The sequence below is a fragment of the Kitasatospora sp. NPDC089797 genome (genome assembly GCF_040684795.1).
In the GTDB taxonomy this organism is placed as follows: Bacteria; Actinomycetota; Actinomycetes; order Streptomycetales; family Streptomycetaceae; genus Kitasatospora.
This window is the reverse complement of record NZ_JBFBGS010000022.1, coordinates 63733-78691: the sequence shown is the minus strand read 5'-3', so window position 1 is coordinate 78691 and position 14959 is coordinate 63733. Positions and strand designations below refer to the sequence as shown.

At 74.2% G+C, this 14959-nt stretch carries 12 protein-coding genes; 9 read left to right on the top strand and 3 right to left on the bottom strand.

The window, feature by feature from the left end; all coding sequences use genetic code 11:
* Nucleotides 1-32: 32 nt before the first annotated feature.
* The 3 genes from AB0O91_RS19445 to AB0O91_RS19435 form a co-directional block, all read right to left on the bottom strand.
* A complete protein-coding gene (locus AB0O91_RS19445) occupies nucleotides 33-968 on the bottom strand; it encodes an alpha/beta fold hydrolase (protein WP_363434452.1) in 936 nt (311 codons plus the stop codon).
* A 251-nt stretch (nucleotides 969-1219) separates the two neighbouring features.
* On the bottom strand, nucleotides 1220-1981 hold the full coding sequence (locus tag AB0O91_RS19440) for a dienelactone hydrolase family protein (protein ID WP_363434450.1): 762 nt from the start codon (nucleotides 1979-1981) through the stop codon (nucleotides 1220-1222).
* A gap of 215 nt (nucleotides 1982-2196) precedes the next feature.
* Nucleotides 2197-3141 (bottom strand): (2Fe-2S)-binding protein, encoded by a 945-nt coding sequence (locus AB0O91_RS19435; protein ID WP_363434447.1) that lies wholly within the window; start codon nucleotides 3139-3141, stop codon nucleotides 2197-2199.
* 284 nt (nucleotides 3142-3425) lie between these two features.
* On the opposite strand from AB0O91_RS19435, the gene AB0O91_RS19430 reads away from it, so the two are divergent.
* The 9 genes from AB0O91_RS19430 to AB0O91_RS19390 all read left to right on the top strand — a co-directional run bounded on the left by AB0O91_RS19430 (nucleotide 3426) and on the right by AB0O91_RS19390 (nucleotide 14829).
* Complete coding sequence (locus AB0O91_RS19430) at nucleotides 3426-4391, top strand: iron ABC transporter permease (protein WP_363434638.1); 966 nt, start codon at nucleotides 3426-3428, stop codon at nucleotides 4389-4391.
* A gap of 62 nt (nucleotides 4392-4453) precedes the next feature.
* Nucleotides 4454-5422: an iron ABC transporter permease gene (locus AB0O91_RS19425; protein WP_363434635.1), complete on the top strand. Its 969-nt coding sequence runs from the start codon at nucleotides 4454-4456 to the stop codon at nucleotides 5420-5422.
* Nucleotides 5422-6312 carry an ABC transporter ATP-binding protein gene (locus AB0O91_RS19420; RefSeq protein WP_363434445.1) on the top strand — a complete coding sequence of 297 codons (891 nt, stop codon included), beginning with the start codon at nucleotides 5422-5424 and terminating at the stop codon, nucleotides 6310-6312. Before AB0O91_RS19425 ends, AB0O91_RS19420 begins: the two co-directional genes overlap by 1 nt.
* 46 nt (nucleotides 6313-6358) lie before the next feature.
* Complete coding sequence (locus AB0O91_RS19415) at nucleotides 6359-7357, top strand: iron-siderophore ABC transporter substrate-binding protein (protein WP_363434442.1); 999 nt, start codon at nucleotides 6359-6361, stop codon at nucleotides 7355-7357.
* Between the two features lie 165 nt (nucleotides 7358-7522).
* Nucleotides 7523-8722, top strand: coding sequence for an ATP-grasp domain-containing protein (locus tag AB0O91_RS19410; RefSeq protein ID WP_363434439.1), 1200 nt, complete (start codon nucleotides 7523-7525; stop codon nucleotides 8720-8722).
* A complete protein-coding gene (locus AB0O91_RS19405; protein ID WP_363434436.1) occupies nucleotides 8719-10530 on the top strand; it encodes an IucA/IucC family protein in 1812 nt (603 codons plus the stop codon). Before AB0O91_RS19410 ends, AB0O91_RS19405 begins: the two co-directional genes overlap by 4 nt.
* Nucleotides 10527-11714: an MFS transporter gene (locus AB0O91_RS19400; protein ID WP_363434433.1), complete on the top strand. Its 1188-nt coding sequence runs from the start codon at nucleotides 10527-10529 to the stop codon at nucleotides 11712-11714. The genes AB0O91_RS19405 and AB0O91_RS19400 overlap by 4 nt, the downstream gene beginning before the upstream one ends.
* A gap of 68 nt (nucleotides 11715-11782) precedes the next feature.
* The gene (locus tag AB0O91_RS19395) at nucleotides 11783-13555 is read left to right on the top strand and encodes an IucA/IucC family protein (RefSeq protein ID WP_363434632.1); all 1773 of its coding nucleotides are present in this window, start codon (nucleotides 11783-11785) and stop codon (nucleotides 13553-13555) included.
* Between the two features lie 26 nt (nucleotides 13556-13581).
* On the top strand, nucleotides 13582-14829 hold the full coding sequence (locus AB0O91_RS19390; RefSeq protein ID WP_363434629.1) for a type III PLP-dependent enzyme: 1248 nt from the start codon (nucleotides 13582-13584) through the stop codon (nucleotides 14827-14829).
* The last annotated feature ends 130 nt before the right edge of the window (nucleotides 14830-14959 follow it).

The window sequence follows — 14959 nt, the reverse complement described above, 5'->3', positions numbered from 1 at the left end:
TCAGCAGCCCCTGTGCGGGCGGCGGTTGCGGCTCAGGAGCCGACGTTCCGGGCGATTCGGGAGTGGCCGGACACCTCCCGGACGGCCGCGGCGACCGCCCCCGGCGCGTCCTGGTGGACGGCGTGCCCGGCACCGGGCACCACGACGTGGACGCCCCGGACGCCGCCGGCCACGATCCGGGCCTGCGCGGCGGTGAAGCGGGCGCGCAGCACACCGGGCAGGCCCTCGGTCGCGCTCAGGACGGCCACGGGCACCTCGGGCAGCGGCCGGGCAGCCCGCAGCCGGCGCAACTGCGCCGTGGCCCGGTTCGACAGCCGGTCCTCGCGCAGGACCGCCCGCCGCTGGTGGGGGTGGGCGACGACGGCTGCCTCGGCGCGGGCCTGCGCGTCGCCCGGCGCGGGCCGGGCGGGTGCCAGCGCCGACCGGAGCAGCCAGTAGCGGGTCAGCGCCGTCTCGAGCAGGGCGAGCGCGCGCGGCCGGAAGTCCTCGTGCGCCGGATCCGCCAGGACCAGGCCGGCCACCAGCTCCGGCCGTTGCCTGGCCAGGAGTTGGGCCAGCTGGCCGCCCCAACTGTGCCCGACCAGGACGACCGGCCCGGCGTCCAGGTGCCGGACCAGCGCGGCCAGGTCGTCGACCTGCGCCGCCAGGGTGAGGACCGGGGCGCGATCCGGTTCGGCAGCCCCGAGCCCGGCCCGGTCGTACGCCACGACCCTTCCCAGGTCGACGAGTTCGGGCAGCAGCGGGGCCCAGGTGAGCGAGGAGGTGCCGATACCGGCGATCAGGACGATCGCCGTCCCCTCCTCCGGCCCTGCCTCCAGCCAGCGCAACACCCGTCCGTCCCGGTCGAGTTCACCCGGGCGTACGCCGCCGGGCGTGTGCTCGGCCAGCACCTCGGCGACGGCCCGCTGGACGTCGGCGAGCGCCGGGAGGCCGGTTCGCATGGTCCGGCTGCCCGCTCTGATCGGCACGTTCGGCTCCCCCGTCGGCTGTGTCGGCGGGGTCCGCCACTCCGAAGCTCCGCCGCTCCGCGGCTCCGCCGCGACGGGATCCGGCACCGGCCCCCGGCGCCCCACTGTACGGCCGGTGGATCGGTGGCCGACAGACCGGAATCCGGCCCGGTTCGCCGGGATCGGAGACCGGCCCGACTCCTCCGGGCCGGTGCCTCCGGCCTGCACCGTCGGTTGAACCGACGGTTGCACCGGTGGGTTTCCCCGTACGGCTACGCCGGGAGGGCGCGCTTCAGCAGGTCGAGGAGCGCCACCCAGTGCCGGGCGTCGCCGACCGCGTCGTACCGGGTGGTGTCGGCCTGGGTGAAGCCGTGGGCGGAGCCCTCGTACACCTCGGAGCGGAAGCGGACCTCGGCGGCGGTGAGCGCCTCGTCGAGCTGGGCGATCTGCTCGGACGTCATGGACGGGTCCTGGTCCGCATGGCCGAAGTACAGCTCGGCGGTGACCCGCCCGACGGCCAGGTGCGGGCTGTCCGGAAGGTCGCTGACGAGGCGGCCGCCGTGGAAGGCCGCCGCGGCGGCGACCCGGTCCGGGTGGGCGATGGCGGTGCGCAGCGAGAGGTAGGCGCCGAGGCAGTAGCCGGTGACGCCGACCGGGCCGTCCGTGACCAGCGGGGAACCGGCGAACCAGGACAGGTAGGCCTCCGCGTCGCGGACGGCCACCTCCGGGACGGCGGCGGCGCGGAGCAGCGGGCCGACCTGGGCGAAGATCTCGTCGCACTGCTCGATGTCGATCAGCTCGGGCAGTTCGACCAGCGGCGCACGGCCCGTGCGGTAGTAGACGTTGGGGACCAGGACGGTGTAGCCGGCCTCGGCGATCCGGTCCGCCATGGCGTTCAGGTGGGGCCGGACCCCGAAGGCGTCCTGGTAGAGGAGGACGCCGGGGTGCGGCCGGTCGTCGTCGGGGCGGGCGAGGTAGGCGTCGGCGGTGCCGTCCGCCATCGGGATGTCCACGAGGGTTCCGCGCACGGTCATGGGTGAGAGCACTCCTTAGGGTCGGCGGGCAGCCTAGCCGGAACCCGACCGACGCCGGGAACGCCGCTGCGGGGGAACGGCGTTGGACGGCGTTGGACCGGGAACGGGGCTGGTGGCGGGAGTGACGGGAGCGGTGTGCGCGGACGCGGCGGCCGCCGTGCGGTCTCGGACGGGCGGCCGCCGTGCGACCTCGGACGGGCGGTGGCAGCGGTGCGTCAGAACCGGCGCAGCCGTTCCTCGTCCCCGGTGCGCGGGCAGGTCAGGCAGGCGACGGCTCCGGGCTCGACGGCGTAGTACAGGCAGCAGCCGAGCCGGGTGCGGGTGTGGTGCTCGCGGCCGTCCGGGGTGCGCAGCCGACGGAAGTCGGCGGCTCCGGGGAGCGGCAGGGTGCCACCGGGCAGCAGGGCGGTGGCGGCCGCGACGGCGGCGTCCTCGCCGACGGTCCCGGCGTCTTCGGCCGTCCCGCCTTCGACCGTCCCGCCTTCGACCGTCCCCTCTGTGGCCGTCCCGCCTTCGACCGCCCTGTCGGTTCCCACCCCGTCGGCGGCCGCCCACTCGGCGTCCAGCATCCGGCCCAGGTACCAGACGGCGGAGGAGAGATCGTCCGTCACCATGCCCCAGAGCGCGCGGTCGCGGCGCCGGGTCGGTCCGGCGAACGCGGCCAGCACCGGTGCCAGGTGGGCGACCACGGCGGCCCGCAGCTCCGCGCGCAGCTCGTCGTCGCCGGGGAGGGCGACGTGCCCGCGCGGACGCAGCGCGAGCGCGCCGGTGGGGGCGTGCAGCCAGAGGTCGGCGGGGTCGACCTGCGGGACCCGCCGGGCGAGGTGCCAGGGCCCGGCGATGAGCAGGCAGACGGACCAGGCGTAGTGGTGGAGCAGTCGGGAGGCGGTGACGTGCGGGCGGGGCGCCCGGCCGTGCTCGGCCGCGATGCGGTCCTCCTGCCCGGCCAGGACGGCCGCCAGGGCCCGTTCGTCGGCGGCGAGTTCGGCCCCGGAGTACCAGCCGTCGGCGGCCGACGGGTCGGGTTCGGCGGGGTCGAGCAGGTGCAGTCGGAGCACCGGGCAGAGTTCGCGCAGGCGTCCGTAGTCGCCGACCAGGGCGCTCGGCCGCCCGGCGGGAAGCAGGGTCGGCACGACGGGCAGGGGTGTTCCGGGGACCATCGCCGCTCCCGAGATCGACTCCGAGTCATCGATTAAGGCGAGCCTCACCTTACAGCGATCAGGAGCATCCGGATTCCGGTCACCGGCCGCACAATCGTTCGACCACCGACCACCCCGCGTTCCCCAACACCTTCCGGCCGCAAGGCCGGAGAAGCCGCCAGGGCGTCGACCCCACGTTGACGTGGTCAGGCAAACCTAACCTAAGATGTCGCCTCGTGTTGAGAACCGATCCGCCGGCCGCCACCGCCCCGGCGACACCGCGCTCCTCGGCGGTCCAGCGGCCGTTGCTGCTGGTCGTCGGCGTGTGCGTGCTCGTCCTGTGCGCCGCCCTGAGCCTTGCGCTGGGCTCCCGGTCCATCCCGCTGTCCACCGTCATCGACGCCCTCACCGGCGCCGCCCACGGCGGGGACGCCGACGTGGTGACGGGCCTCCGGGTCCCGCGCACGATCATCGGACTGACCGTCGGCGCCGCGCTCGGCGTCGCCGGCGCGGTCGCGCAGGGCGTCACCCGCAACCCGCTGGCCTCCCCGGTCACCCTCGGCATCAACGCCGGCGCGAGCCTCGCCGTGGTCGCCGCGATCTACACGCTCGGCCTCTCCCGCCCGTCCGAGTACGTGTGGTTCGCCTTCGCCGGGGCGGCCGTCGCCGCCGTCGCCGCGTACGCCATGTCCCGGCGCGGCGGGGACCTCGACCCGGTCCGGCTCGCGCTCGGCGGCACCGTACTCACCGTGGTGCTCACCTCCTGGACCTCCGCGCTGATGCTGGCCAGTCACCGCACCCTGGACGAGGCCCGGTTCTGGCTGGCCGGCTCGATCGCCGGGCGCCACCTGGACACCCTCACGCCCGTGCTGCCGTTCCTGGTGCTCGGACTGGTGGCCGCCCTCGCGATCTCCCCCGCGCTGAACGCCCTGGCCCTCGGCGACGAGACGGCGCAGGCGCTGGGCGTGCCGGTGGCCCGGATCCGGGTGGTCGGCGGACTGGCCGTGGTCCTGCTCGCGGGCAGTGCGGTCGCCGTCGCCGGGCCGGTCGCGTTCATCGGGCTGGCCGCACCGCACCTGGTCCGCCAGGTGCTCGGCAACGACCACCGCTGGCTGCTGCCCGGCTGCCTGATCACCGGCCCGCTGCTGCTGCTAGCCGCCGACGTGCTCGGGCGGCTCGTGGTCCAGCCCTCCGAGATCGAGGTCGGCATCGTGACCGCCTTCCTCGGCGCACCGCTGCTCGCGGTGCTGGCCCGAAGGGTGGCCAAGTGACCGCGCTCATCGCCCCGTTGGGGGCGATCACCCGCCGCCGGGCCCGTACCGCGGGCTGGTCGCTGCTGGCCGTGGTGCTGCTGGTCGTGCTCACCGGCATCGCCCTCGGCACCGGCCAGGTGAGCATCTCCGCCTGGGACGCACTGCGCGCCCTGTTCGGCCAGGGCTCGCCCGGCGACGTCCTGGTGGTGCAGCAGTTCCGGGCGCCGCGCGTGGTGTCCGCACTGATCGCGGGCGCCGGGCTGGCGATGGCCGGGTCGATGCTGCAGCGGCTGTTCCGCAACCCGCTGGCCGCCCCCGACACCATCGGCATCACCGGTGGCGCGTCCTTCGGCGCGGTGCTGATGCTCGCCACCGGCGCCACGCAGCAGCTGATCCCGCTGGCCGCGGTCGGCGGCGGACTGCTCGCCGCGCTGCTGCTCGGCGGCTTCGCGTGGCGCTCCAGGATGGCCGTCACCCGGCTGGTGCTGGTCGGGCTGGCGGTCCAGCAGGGCCTCGCCGCCGCCGTGAACCTGATGATCGTACGATTCCCGGCCGAGCTGGCCTCCTCCGCGATGCAGTGGACCACCGGCTCGCTGTACGGGCGCAACTGGACCGAGGTGTGGATCGGCGGCACCGCCATCGCGCTGACCGCCGGGGCCGTGGTGCTCTGCCAGCGGCGGGTCGCCGTCCTCGACCTCGGCGACGACTCCGCCGGGGGCCTCGGCCTCAACCCCGCCCGGGACCGGCTCTGGCTGCTGCTGCTCACCATCACCCTCGCCTCGCTGGCCGCCGCCCTCACCGGGCCGGTCGCCTTCGTCGCGCTCGCCGTCCCGCACCTGGTCAGGCTGCTCGCCGGGCCGCCCACCCCCGGCACCCTCGGCCTCACCGCGCTCACCGGCGCCGTGCTGCTGCTCTCCGCCGACCTCCTCGTGCTGCACGTGATCCCCGTCCACGGCCTGCCGGTCGGTGCCGTCACCGCCACCCTCGGCGCGCCCTGGCTCCTGGTGCTGATGATCCGCCAGGGCCGGCTTCCCCAGAGGAGCAGCTGATGACCCCCCGTACCGCCGAGAACCGGCTCGCCGCCCACGGCCTCGGGCTGCGCTACGGAGACCGCGCCATCGTCGACGCGCTCGACCTCGAACTGCCGGGCGGCGCCGTCACCGCGATCGTCGGACCGAACGCCTGCGGCAAGTCGACGCTGCTGCGCGGCCTCGTCCGGCTGCTCGACCCGGCCGCCGGCACCGTCACCCTGGACGGCTCCGACATCCACCGGATGCCCGCCCGCGCCCTGGCCAAGCGGATGGGCCTGCTGCCGCAGCAGCCCGTCACGCCCGAGGCGGTCACCGTCGAGGCGCTGGTGCGGCTCGGCCGCTACCCGCACCAGCGGATGCTCAGCCCGTGGTCCAAGGCCGACCAGGCGGCGGTCGAGGAGGCGCTGGAGCGCACCGGCACCGCCGAGTTGCGCGACCGGCAGGTCGACCGGCTCTCCGGCGGACAGCGCCAGCGGGTCTGGATCGCGCTCGCGCTCGCCCAGGAGACCGAACTGCTGCTGCTCGACGAGCCGACCACCTTCCTCGACCTGCGGCACCAGCTCGACGTGCTGGACCTGGTCGCCGACCTGCACGCGGAGGCCGGGCGCACCGTGGTCATGGTGCTCCACGACCTCGGGCAGGCCGCGCGCTACGCCGACCACCTGGTGGTGCTCAAGGACGGGCGGCTCGCCGCGGCCGGTCCGCCCGGCGAGGTGCTCACGGCCGAGCTGGTGGAGGCCGTGTTCGGCGTGCCGTGCCGGGTGGTGCCGGACCCGGAGACCGGGACGCCACTGGTCGTGCCGCGGGCCCGGGTCCGCGGCCGGGCCGCCGCCGCGTCGTCCCCCACCACCTCCGCGTCCTCCTCCGGCGCCGATGCAGACACCGACACTGCCACCGCCGCCGTCTGACCCCCCTTTCCCCCCTCCCCCGTTCGACCCGATCCAAGGAACTCCGATGAACCGCCGACTCCCCGTCGCCGTCCTCGCCGCCACGCTGTCCGCCACGCTCCTCGCCGCCTGCGGCAGCAACGGGGACGGCGGCAAGTCCGGCGGCGACTCCGCCTCCTCCATCGCCTCGGCGGGCACCGCCGCCGGTTTCCCGCGCAGCGTCAAGCACGCCGCCGGGACGGCCCAGATCAAGTCCCAGCCCAAGCGGGTCGTGGTGCTGGACAGCGGTGAGCTGGACGACGTCACGCTGCTCGGCATCACCCCGGTCGGCGCGGTGTCCCCGCACATGAAGACCGAGGGCGGCTTCCCGAACTACCTCAAGGACAAGATCAAGGACACCAAGGACGTCGGCCCGATGAACGAGCCGAACCTGGAGCTGATCGCCTCCCTCAAGCCCGACCTGATCCTCTCCTCCAAGGTCCGGCACGCCAAGGTGTACGACCAGCTGAACGCCATCGCCCCGACCGTGCTGGCCGAGACCACGGGCTTCCCGTGGAAGGAGAACCTGGCGCTGTACGCCCAGGCGCTCGGCAAGGAGGACGAGGCGAAGAAGGCGCTGGCCGACTACGAGGACCGGGCGCACAAGCTGGGCGAGGAGATCAAGGCGAAGTACAACGGGACGATGCCGACCGCCTCGGTGGTCCGCTTCGTGGCCGGCCCGACCCGGCTGTACGCCAAGGCCTCCTACAGCGGCGTGGTGCTCAAGGACGTCGGTCTGACCCGCCCGGCCGCGCAGGACGTGGACAAGAACATCATCGAGGTCAGCGCCGAGCAGATCAGCCAGGCCGACGCCGACCTGGTCTTCGTCACCACCGCCGACGACCCGACCAAGACCAAGGAGAGCGAGGTCCAGCAGACCCCGGTCTGGCAGGGCCTGAACGCCGTGAAGAACAACAAGGTGTTCACCGTCCCGGACGAGACCTGGATGTCCGGCATCGGCGTCCAGGCCGCGGACGCGATGCTCGTCGACATCGCGAAGGCGGCGGGTGTGGACGCGCCGAAGTAGCCGTCGCCCCACGAACAGCCGACGGCGAACAGATGTCAGACATCAGCTGACAGATGTCAGCCGACAGACAACAGATAACAGATAACAGATAACAGATGACGAACTCTGAACTCTGTCACCTGTTCGCCGTCCTTCGTCCGTCACCACGCCCCCGAGGACACTCCCATGCGGCTCTACCTGCTCGCCCTCAACACCACCGACTCGGTCACCCGTGGCTTCCTGCCCGCCGCCGCCCGGCTCGGACTCGACGTCACGGTCCTCACCGACCACGTCGATGACCATCAACGCGCTTACGCCAAAGCCGGGTTGGCGTGCGAGGTGGTGGAGTGCGACGTCCAGGACTTCCGCGAGGTGATCGGGCTGATATCCCAGCACCACACCCCCGAAGCGGTGTTCAGCAACAGCGACCACCTGCAGACCCAGACCGCCCTGGTCGCCGAGTACTTCGGCCTGGCCGGCAAGGACTGGAAGGCCGCGCTGCGGGCCAAGAACAAGGGCGAACTGCGCCGCCACCTCGCCGAGTCCGGCCTGGACCGGGTGTGGTCCGCCGAACTCGCGCCCGGCCAGGACCCGGCCACCCTCGACCCGCCGTTCCCGTGCATCGTGAAGCCCCGCGAGGGCGTCGCCAGCGAGGACGTCACCCTGGTCGCCGACCCCACCGAACTCGCCCAGCGGGTCAAGGAGATCCAGCACCGCCGCCCCGCCGCCACCCTCGTGGTCGAGGAGTTCCTGGCCGGCGAGCTGTGCACCCTGGAGACCCTCGGCGACGGCCGGACCAGGCACGTCCTCGGCGGCTTCCGGACCCGGCTCTCCCCGCCGCCGGACTTCATCGAGGAGGTGCTGACCTTCACCCCGGCGCACCCCCGGTCGGTCGTCGACCAGGTCACCGCCCAGCTCGACACGCTCGGTGTCGGACTCGGCGCCTGCCACACCGAGTTCGTCCTCCAGCCGGACGGCCGCGCCCGCATCATCGAGGTCAACTACCGCGCCATCGGCGACCAGTGCGACCTGATGCTCACCGAGATCCTCGGCCTCCCCTACTTCGAACTGGTGCTGCGCACCCACCTCGGCGAGAGGCTGCCCGCCGAGCTCGGGGCACGCACCGACCGGCGGGCCCGTCACGAGCGCGTCTGCGCCGACCGGGCCGGCACCCTGACCGCCGCTCCCGAGCCGCACTTCGAGCGACGGGCCGACGGCGTCACGCTCTCCTACCTCCCGGTGCGCGAACTCGGCGCCCACCACGAGATCTACCGCACCAACCGCGACTACCTGGGCATCGTCTGGGCGGTCGGGCCGGACCAGGACGCGGTGGACGCCGCCGTGGCGGAGTACCTCGCCGCCCATCACTGGGAGATCACCTCATGACCCCGGCCGGAACAGCCCAGCCCGACACAGCCCGGCCCGACACAGCCCGGCCCGACACAGCGCAGCCCGACATAACCCGGGCCGACACGGCCCGGACCGACCCCACCCCGGCCGCGACGGCCCAAGCCGACCTGCCCCCCGCCGAGCAGCTCACCCTGCGCGTGCTGTCCGCCCTGCTGCGCGAGGACGTCCTCGGCCTCCGCACCGACGGCGTCCTCGAACAGCGCCCCGACGGCCCCTGGCTGAGCAGCGGCACGCTCGCCCTGCCCGTCGCCCCCGAAGGCTTCCAGGGCGACCACGCCGCCCGGCTGCCGGAGCTGGAACTGGACGGCGTCCGCCTCACCGACCTGGCCACCCTGCTGGCCCAACTGGCGGAGCGCGCCGACCCGCTCGACCGCCCCGGCCACCTGGCCTTCGCCGAGGAGTGCCGGCAGACCCTGGCCACCATGGAGTTGCACGACCGGATCCGGCCCGGGGTGCAGTCAGCACTCGCCGAGCACTACGGCAAGGACGTGGCCGACTGGACCGGCCCGCGCGCCGCGCTCGGCTTCGAGGCCCTCGCCGCCTTCCTGGACCACCCCGTCTACCCGACCGCCCGCGGCCGCTCCGGCCTGACCGGAACCCAACTGCGTTCCTTCGCACCGGAGTTCCACCCCACCTTCGAGCTGCGCTGGCTCGCCGTTCCGGCCGACCGGCTGACCGTCCACGGCACCGGACCGCTGCCCGCCTGGTGGCCGAGCGCCGAACAGCTCGGCGTGCCGGGCGAGTTCCTGACCGTCCCGGTCCACCCGCTCACCGCGGACGAGGACTTCGCCCGGATCGCGCCGGGCTCGGTGCTCGCCCCCGAGCCCTACCTCGCCGTGCTGCCGACGCTGTCCATGCGCACCGTCGCCGTCGCCGCGGACCCGTCCTGCCACCTCAAACTGCCACTCGCCACCGCCACCCTGGGCCTGCGCAACCGGCGCACCATCAAGCCCGTCACCCTGGTCAACGGCGCGGCCGGGCAGCGTCTGGTGGAGGCCGTGGCCGCCCGCGAGCCACGCTTCGCCGGGCGGATCCTGCACGCCGACGAGCAGCGCTACGCCCACGCCGACCACGAACTGCTGGCCGTCCTGCTGCGCCGCTACCCGGACGGCCTGGACGACGCGGTCACCGTGCCGCTGGCCGCCCTGCTCGCGGAGGCGCCCGACGGACGGCTGGTGATCGACCACCTCGCCGACCGCTTCCACCACGGTTCCGTGCCCGCGCTGTACGAGGACCTGCTGCGGCTGCTGATCGACTGGCAGACCACCCTGTTCGGCCACGGCATCGCCCTGGAATCGCACCAGCAGAACACCTCACTCGTCCTCGACGGCACCGGCCTGCGGCTGCTCTACAAGGACAACGACGGCCCGCGCCTCAACACCGCCCGGACCGGCTCCTCTCCGATCGACGAACTGGCAGCACTCACCCGGGAGTTCCGCGACCCGCGAATCCTCGGCGAGCAGGACCGCGCGCTCACCGACCTGTTCACCACGATCACCGGCCACCTGTGCACCGCCTCGCTCGCCTTCGGCCTGGCCGCGCACGGCCGGGTGCCGCTGGAGCGGAGCCTGGAGCTGCTGCGCACCGTCCTCACCGAGGCGGTGGACCGCCTCGGCCCGGCCGGGCAGCCGCTCCGCACCGACCTGCTGGACGCCGAACGGCTGCCGGTCAAGGCCATGGTGAGCGCCGGCACCCTGCTCAGCAAGGAGCGCAGCGGCGCCGCCGACATCAACAAGCACTACACCGACGGTCCCAACTACCTTCTACTGAAGGACCGTTCATGACGACCGCCGAGTCGCTTCCCCGGCCCGCCGACCACACCGGACTGGACCGGCGCCAGGTGCACGCGGTGGCGGCCTGCTACTTCGTCGCCTCCTTCGCCGCCCTCGGCCTGCCGCCCTACCTCACCGAGATCCTCCCCGGCCTCGGCGACCGCAGCGGGCACTGGGCCGGCCTGCTCTACATCGTGCCGACCGTCTTCACCGCCCTCGGCGCACCGCTGTGGGGCCGGCTGGCCGACCGCTTCGGCCAGAAGCGGCTGCTGCTGCGCGCCCAACTCGGCCTCACCGTCTCCTTCCTGCTCGCCGGAGCCGCCGACAGCCTGCCCGCGTTCACCCTCGCTCTGGTGCTCCAGGGCTTCCTCGGCGGCACCTTCTCCGCCACCAACGGCTACCTCGCGGCGGCCCTGGACGGCTCCCAGCTATCCAGGGCGCTGACCCTGATGCAGGGCAGTGCCCGGGCCGCGCTGGTCGCGGCACCGATCCTGGTCGGCGCGCTGTCGCCGTGGATCGACCCGCACCGGCAGTACCTGGTGATGGCGGTGCTGCCGCTGACCGCCGCGGTCCTGCTCAACTTCCTTCCCGAGCCGGACCGTCCGGCCGCCGCCCGCGCGGACCGCACCACTGTCCAGGCCGACCCGCCGAGTTCGCTCAGGCTGCTCTACACCTTCGAGTTCGCCTTCGTCTTCGCCACCATCATCTCCTTCCCGTACCTCATCACCCTGGTCCAGCAACGGCTGCCGGGCGTCAACGGCACGGTCGCCGGGCTGCTGTTCGCCCTGCCGCACCTGGTCTACCTGGTCGGCGCCGGGCGGGTGCACAGCGCCGTCGAGCGGCGCCCCCGGACCGGTCTGGCCCTGGGCTTCGCCCTGGTCGCCCTCGGCCTGGCCGGGCACGCCCCGGCCCACTCACTGCTCACCTTCGCCCTCACCCGGGCGGTGCTCGGGCTCGGCATGACCTTCGGCCTGGTCTGCCTCGCCGTCCTCGCCGCCGACGCCGCCCGCGGCCGCGCGCCGGGCCGGATGTTCGGCACCCGCGAGACCGTCTCCAAGTGCGGCGCCGTCGCCGCCGGACTCGCCGCCGCGCTCGCCAACAGCAGCAGCGGACCGGCCGCCCCCGTCGTCACCGGCACCGTCGCCGCACTGGCCGCCGCCCTGCTCGCCCTCCTGACCCGTAGGAGTCCCCGATGACCGCCCGGCCCACCGTCCTCCCGGCCGCCCAGTCGCCCCGCGGCGCCGACGGAACGCCCGCCAGCAGAATGCCCGCCACCGGAACGTCCGCCACCGGAACGGCCACCGCCGAAGCGCCCGCGGCCGACCTGCGCGCGGCCGAACTTCCCACCGCCGAGCACGCGGTGGCCCACACCCTGCTCAACTGCCTGCTGCGCGAGGTGTCCGCCCCCGAGCACCAGACCGCCGTCGACGACGGCCACCTGCTCCTGCGCCTGCCGCGCCGCGGCGCCCTGCTGCGGGTCGCCCTGCGCCGCACCTCGCTGCTCGGCGCGCACCGCTTCACCGGCCCGGTCTACGAGGAGACCCCGGACGGCTGGCGCGAGTTGGGCTGGCGGGAGCTGGCCGGACACGCCCAGGACGAACTGGAGCTGCGCACCGGCACGGTCAACGAGGAGTTCCTCGACCAGGTGGCGTCCAGCCACCAGGGCGTCGGCGCGGGCCTGACCGGGCGCCCGGCCGCCGGGCCGGACCGCTACCTGGCGTCCGAGCAGGCCCTGCTGTTCGGGCACCGCTTCCACCCGGCCCCCAAGTCCCGTTCCGCGGCCCGCGGCGACTGGCACCACTACGCGCCGGAGTCCCGGGCGGCCTTCCCGCTGCGCCACCTGGCCGTCCGCGCCGACCTGCTGGCCGAGGAGTCGGTGGACGCGGACGCGAGCGCCGTACTGGACGGCCTCGGTGAGGTACCGGCGGGCCACCGACTGCTCCCCGTCCACCCCTGGCAGTACCAACTCATCGGCGACCACCCGCTGTTGCGCGCCGCCCTGGCCCGCGGCGACGTCCTGGACCTCGGCCCGCGCGGCGAGCGCTTCGCCGCCACCGCCTCGGTGCGCACCCTGTACGGCGCCGACGCCTTCCTCAAGTTCAGCCTCAACGTCCGCATCACCAACTGCCTGCGCAAGAACGCCGCTTACGAGCTCACCGGCGCCGTCCAGCTGACCCGGCTGCTCGCCCCCGCGCTCGGCGACCTCGCCCGGCGCTTCCCGGACGCCGTGATGCTGCGCGAGCCCGCCTTCCGCACCCTCGCCCTGCCCGGCGACGACGGCACCCCCGACCGGGCGCTCTACGAGGGCTTCGGCCTGATCCTGCGCGAGGGCTTCGGCGGCCTGCTGTGCCCCGGCGTCACCCCGCTGCTCGCCGCCGCCGTCGCGGACGAGCACCCGACCAGCTCGGCGCACATCTCCCGCCTGCTGGGCGGGGGTTCGGACGGCGCGGCCGCCCTCGACTGGTGGCGCGACTACCTGCGGCTGCTCCTCCCGCCGGTGCTGGCGGCCTACTTCGACCACGGCGTGGTGCTGGAACCGCACCTGCAGAACGTGCTGATCGGCGTCGACGCCGACGGCCGCCCGGCGCAGGTGCTGTTCCGCGACCTGGAGGGCACCAAGCTCGTCCCCGAGCAGAACGGTGCCATCCTGGCCGCCCTGCCGCCCGAGGTGGCCGGCCCGATGACGTACGACGCCGAGCGCGGCTGGGACCGGGTCGTCTACTGCCTGCTGGTCAACCACGTGGCCGAACTGCTCGCCGCCCTCGCCGACCTCCACCCCGGGCTGGAGGGCGCACTCTGGCAGGCCGTCCGGGACGCCCTGGAGGAGTACGCCGCCGCGCACGGCCGCCCGCCCCGCCTGCGGGCCCTGCTGGCCGGCGTCCCGCTGCCCGCCAAGGCCAACCTGCTGACCCGCTGGGAGCGCAAGGCCGACCGCGACGCCGGGTACGTCCGCCTGCCCTCCCCGCTGGCCGGCTCGGTGCTCGCCGAGGCCGCCCGCATGACCACCCACCTTCCCGCCGGGAGCACCGCCCGATGAACAGCAGCCCGATGCACGACGGTCCGATGAACGACGGCTCGACGACGGACGGCCCGACGGCCGACGGCGTGGTCGGCAGTGCCGTCCGGCGGCACGTCGCCGCCCTCGCCCCCGAGCAACTGCCGGCGTTCGTCTACGACCTGGCGGCGCTGCGCGAGCACGCCGCCGCCGTCCGGGCCGCACTGCCCGAGCGGGTCGAGCTGTACTACGCCGCCAAGGCCAACCCGGAGGCACCACTGCTGACCGCGCTGCGCGACGCCGTCGACGGCTACGAGGTCTCCAGCGGCGGGGAGTTGGCGCATGTCCGGGCCGCCGTCCCGGACGCGCCGCTGGCCTTCGGCGGGCCGGGCAAGACCCCGGCCGAGATCGCCGCCGCGGTGGACGCCGGGGTGCACCGCTGGCACGTCGAGAGCGAGCAGGAGCTGCACCGGCTCGCCGCCGTCCTGGCGGAGCGGCCGGCGACGACCGTGGAGGTCCTGCTGCGGGTCAACCTCCCGGTGGTCACCGACGCCCTGGACGCGGTACCGCTGGCGATGGGCGGGCGGCCGACCCCGTTCGGACTCGATCCCGAGCAGGCCGAGGAGTGCGTTCGGCTGCTCACCGACGGCGGACCGCTGGGGCGCCGACTGCGCCTGCGCGGCGTGCACGCCCACCTGGCCAGCGGACTGGCCGCGGTGGAGCAGTTGTCGGTCGCCGAGCAGATCGTCGCCTGGTCGGCCGACCTGGCCGAGCGGCACGGCTTCCCGCTCACCGAGGTCAACGTCGGCGGCGGGATGGCGGTGGACTACGACGACCCGGCGCAGCGCTTCGACTGGACGGCCTTCGGCAAGGGCCTGGCCGGACTCCTCGACGCCCACCCCGGACTGACCCTGCGGATCGAGCCCGGGCGGGCGCTGACCGCCTACTGCGGCTGGTACGCGACCGAGGTGCTGGACGTGAAGCGCAGCCACGGCGAGGACTTCGCGGTGGTCCGGGGCGGCACCCACCACCTGCGCACCCCCGCCACCCGTGGGCATTCCCAGCCCTTCACCGTGCTCCCGGTGGACGCCTGGCCGCACCCCTGGCCGCGCCCCGCCGTCACCACCGGCCGGGCCACCCTGGCCGGGCAGCTGTGCACGCCCAAGGACGTACTGGCCAGAGCGGCGCACGACGCGTCCGGGCTGCGGACGGCGGACCGGGTGCTGTTCGCGATGGCGGGCGCCTACGCGTGGAACATCTCGCACCACGAGTTCCTGATGCACCCCCGCCCCGGGTTCCACTACCTGGGCGACTGACGGCAAACGGCCGGAGGACGACGGGCGGCAGCAGCCGCGAACAGATGACAGCTGACAGATTTCGAAATCTGTCAGCTGTTATCTGTTATCTGTTTGCTGTTATCTGTTCGCTGTCGGCTGTCAGCTGTTC

Excerpts from the sequence above, each read along its gene's own strand:
- AB0O91_RS19440 (WP_363434450.1), bottom strand. The coding sequence starts at position 1,981 with ATGACCGTGCGCGGAACCCTCGTGGACATCCCGATGGCGGACGGCACC.
- AB0O91_RS19435 (WP_363434447.1), bottom strand. The coding sequence starts at position 3,141 with ATGGTCCCCGGAACACCCCTGCCCGTCGTGCCGACCCTGCTTCCCGCC.
- AB0O91_RS19420 (WP_363434445.1), top strand. The coding sequence starts at position 5,422 with ATGACCCCCCGTACCGCCGAGAACCGGCTCGCCGCCCACGGCCTCGGG.
- AB0O91_RS19415 (WP_363434442.1), top strand. The coding sequence starts at position 6,359 with ATGAACCGCCGACTCCCCGTCGCCGTCCTCGCCGCCACGCTGTCCGCC.
- AB0O91_RS19410 (WP_363434439.1), top strand. The coding sequence starts at position 7,523 with ATGCGGCTCTACCTGCTCGCCCTCAACACCACCGACTCGGTCACCCGT.
- AB0O91_RS19405 (WP_363434436.1), top strand. The coding sequence starts at position 8,719 with ATGACCCCGGCCGGAACAGCCCAGCCCGACACAGCCCGGCCCGACACA.
- AB0O91_RS19400 (WP_363434433.1), top strand. The coding sequence starts at position 10,527 with ATGACGACCGCCGAGTCGCTTCCCCGGCCCGCCGACCACACCGGACTG.
- AB0O91_RS19395 (WP_363434632.1), top strand. The coding sequence starts at position 11,783 with ATGCCCGCCACCGGAACGTCCGCCACCGGAACGGCCACCGCCGAAGCG.
- AB0O91_RS19390 (WP_363434629.1), top strand. The coding sequence starts at position 13,582 with ATGAACGACGGCTCGACGACGGACGGCCCGACGGCCGACGGCGTGGTC.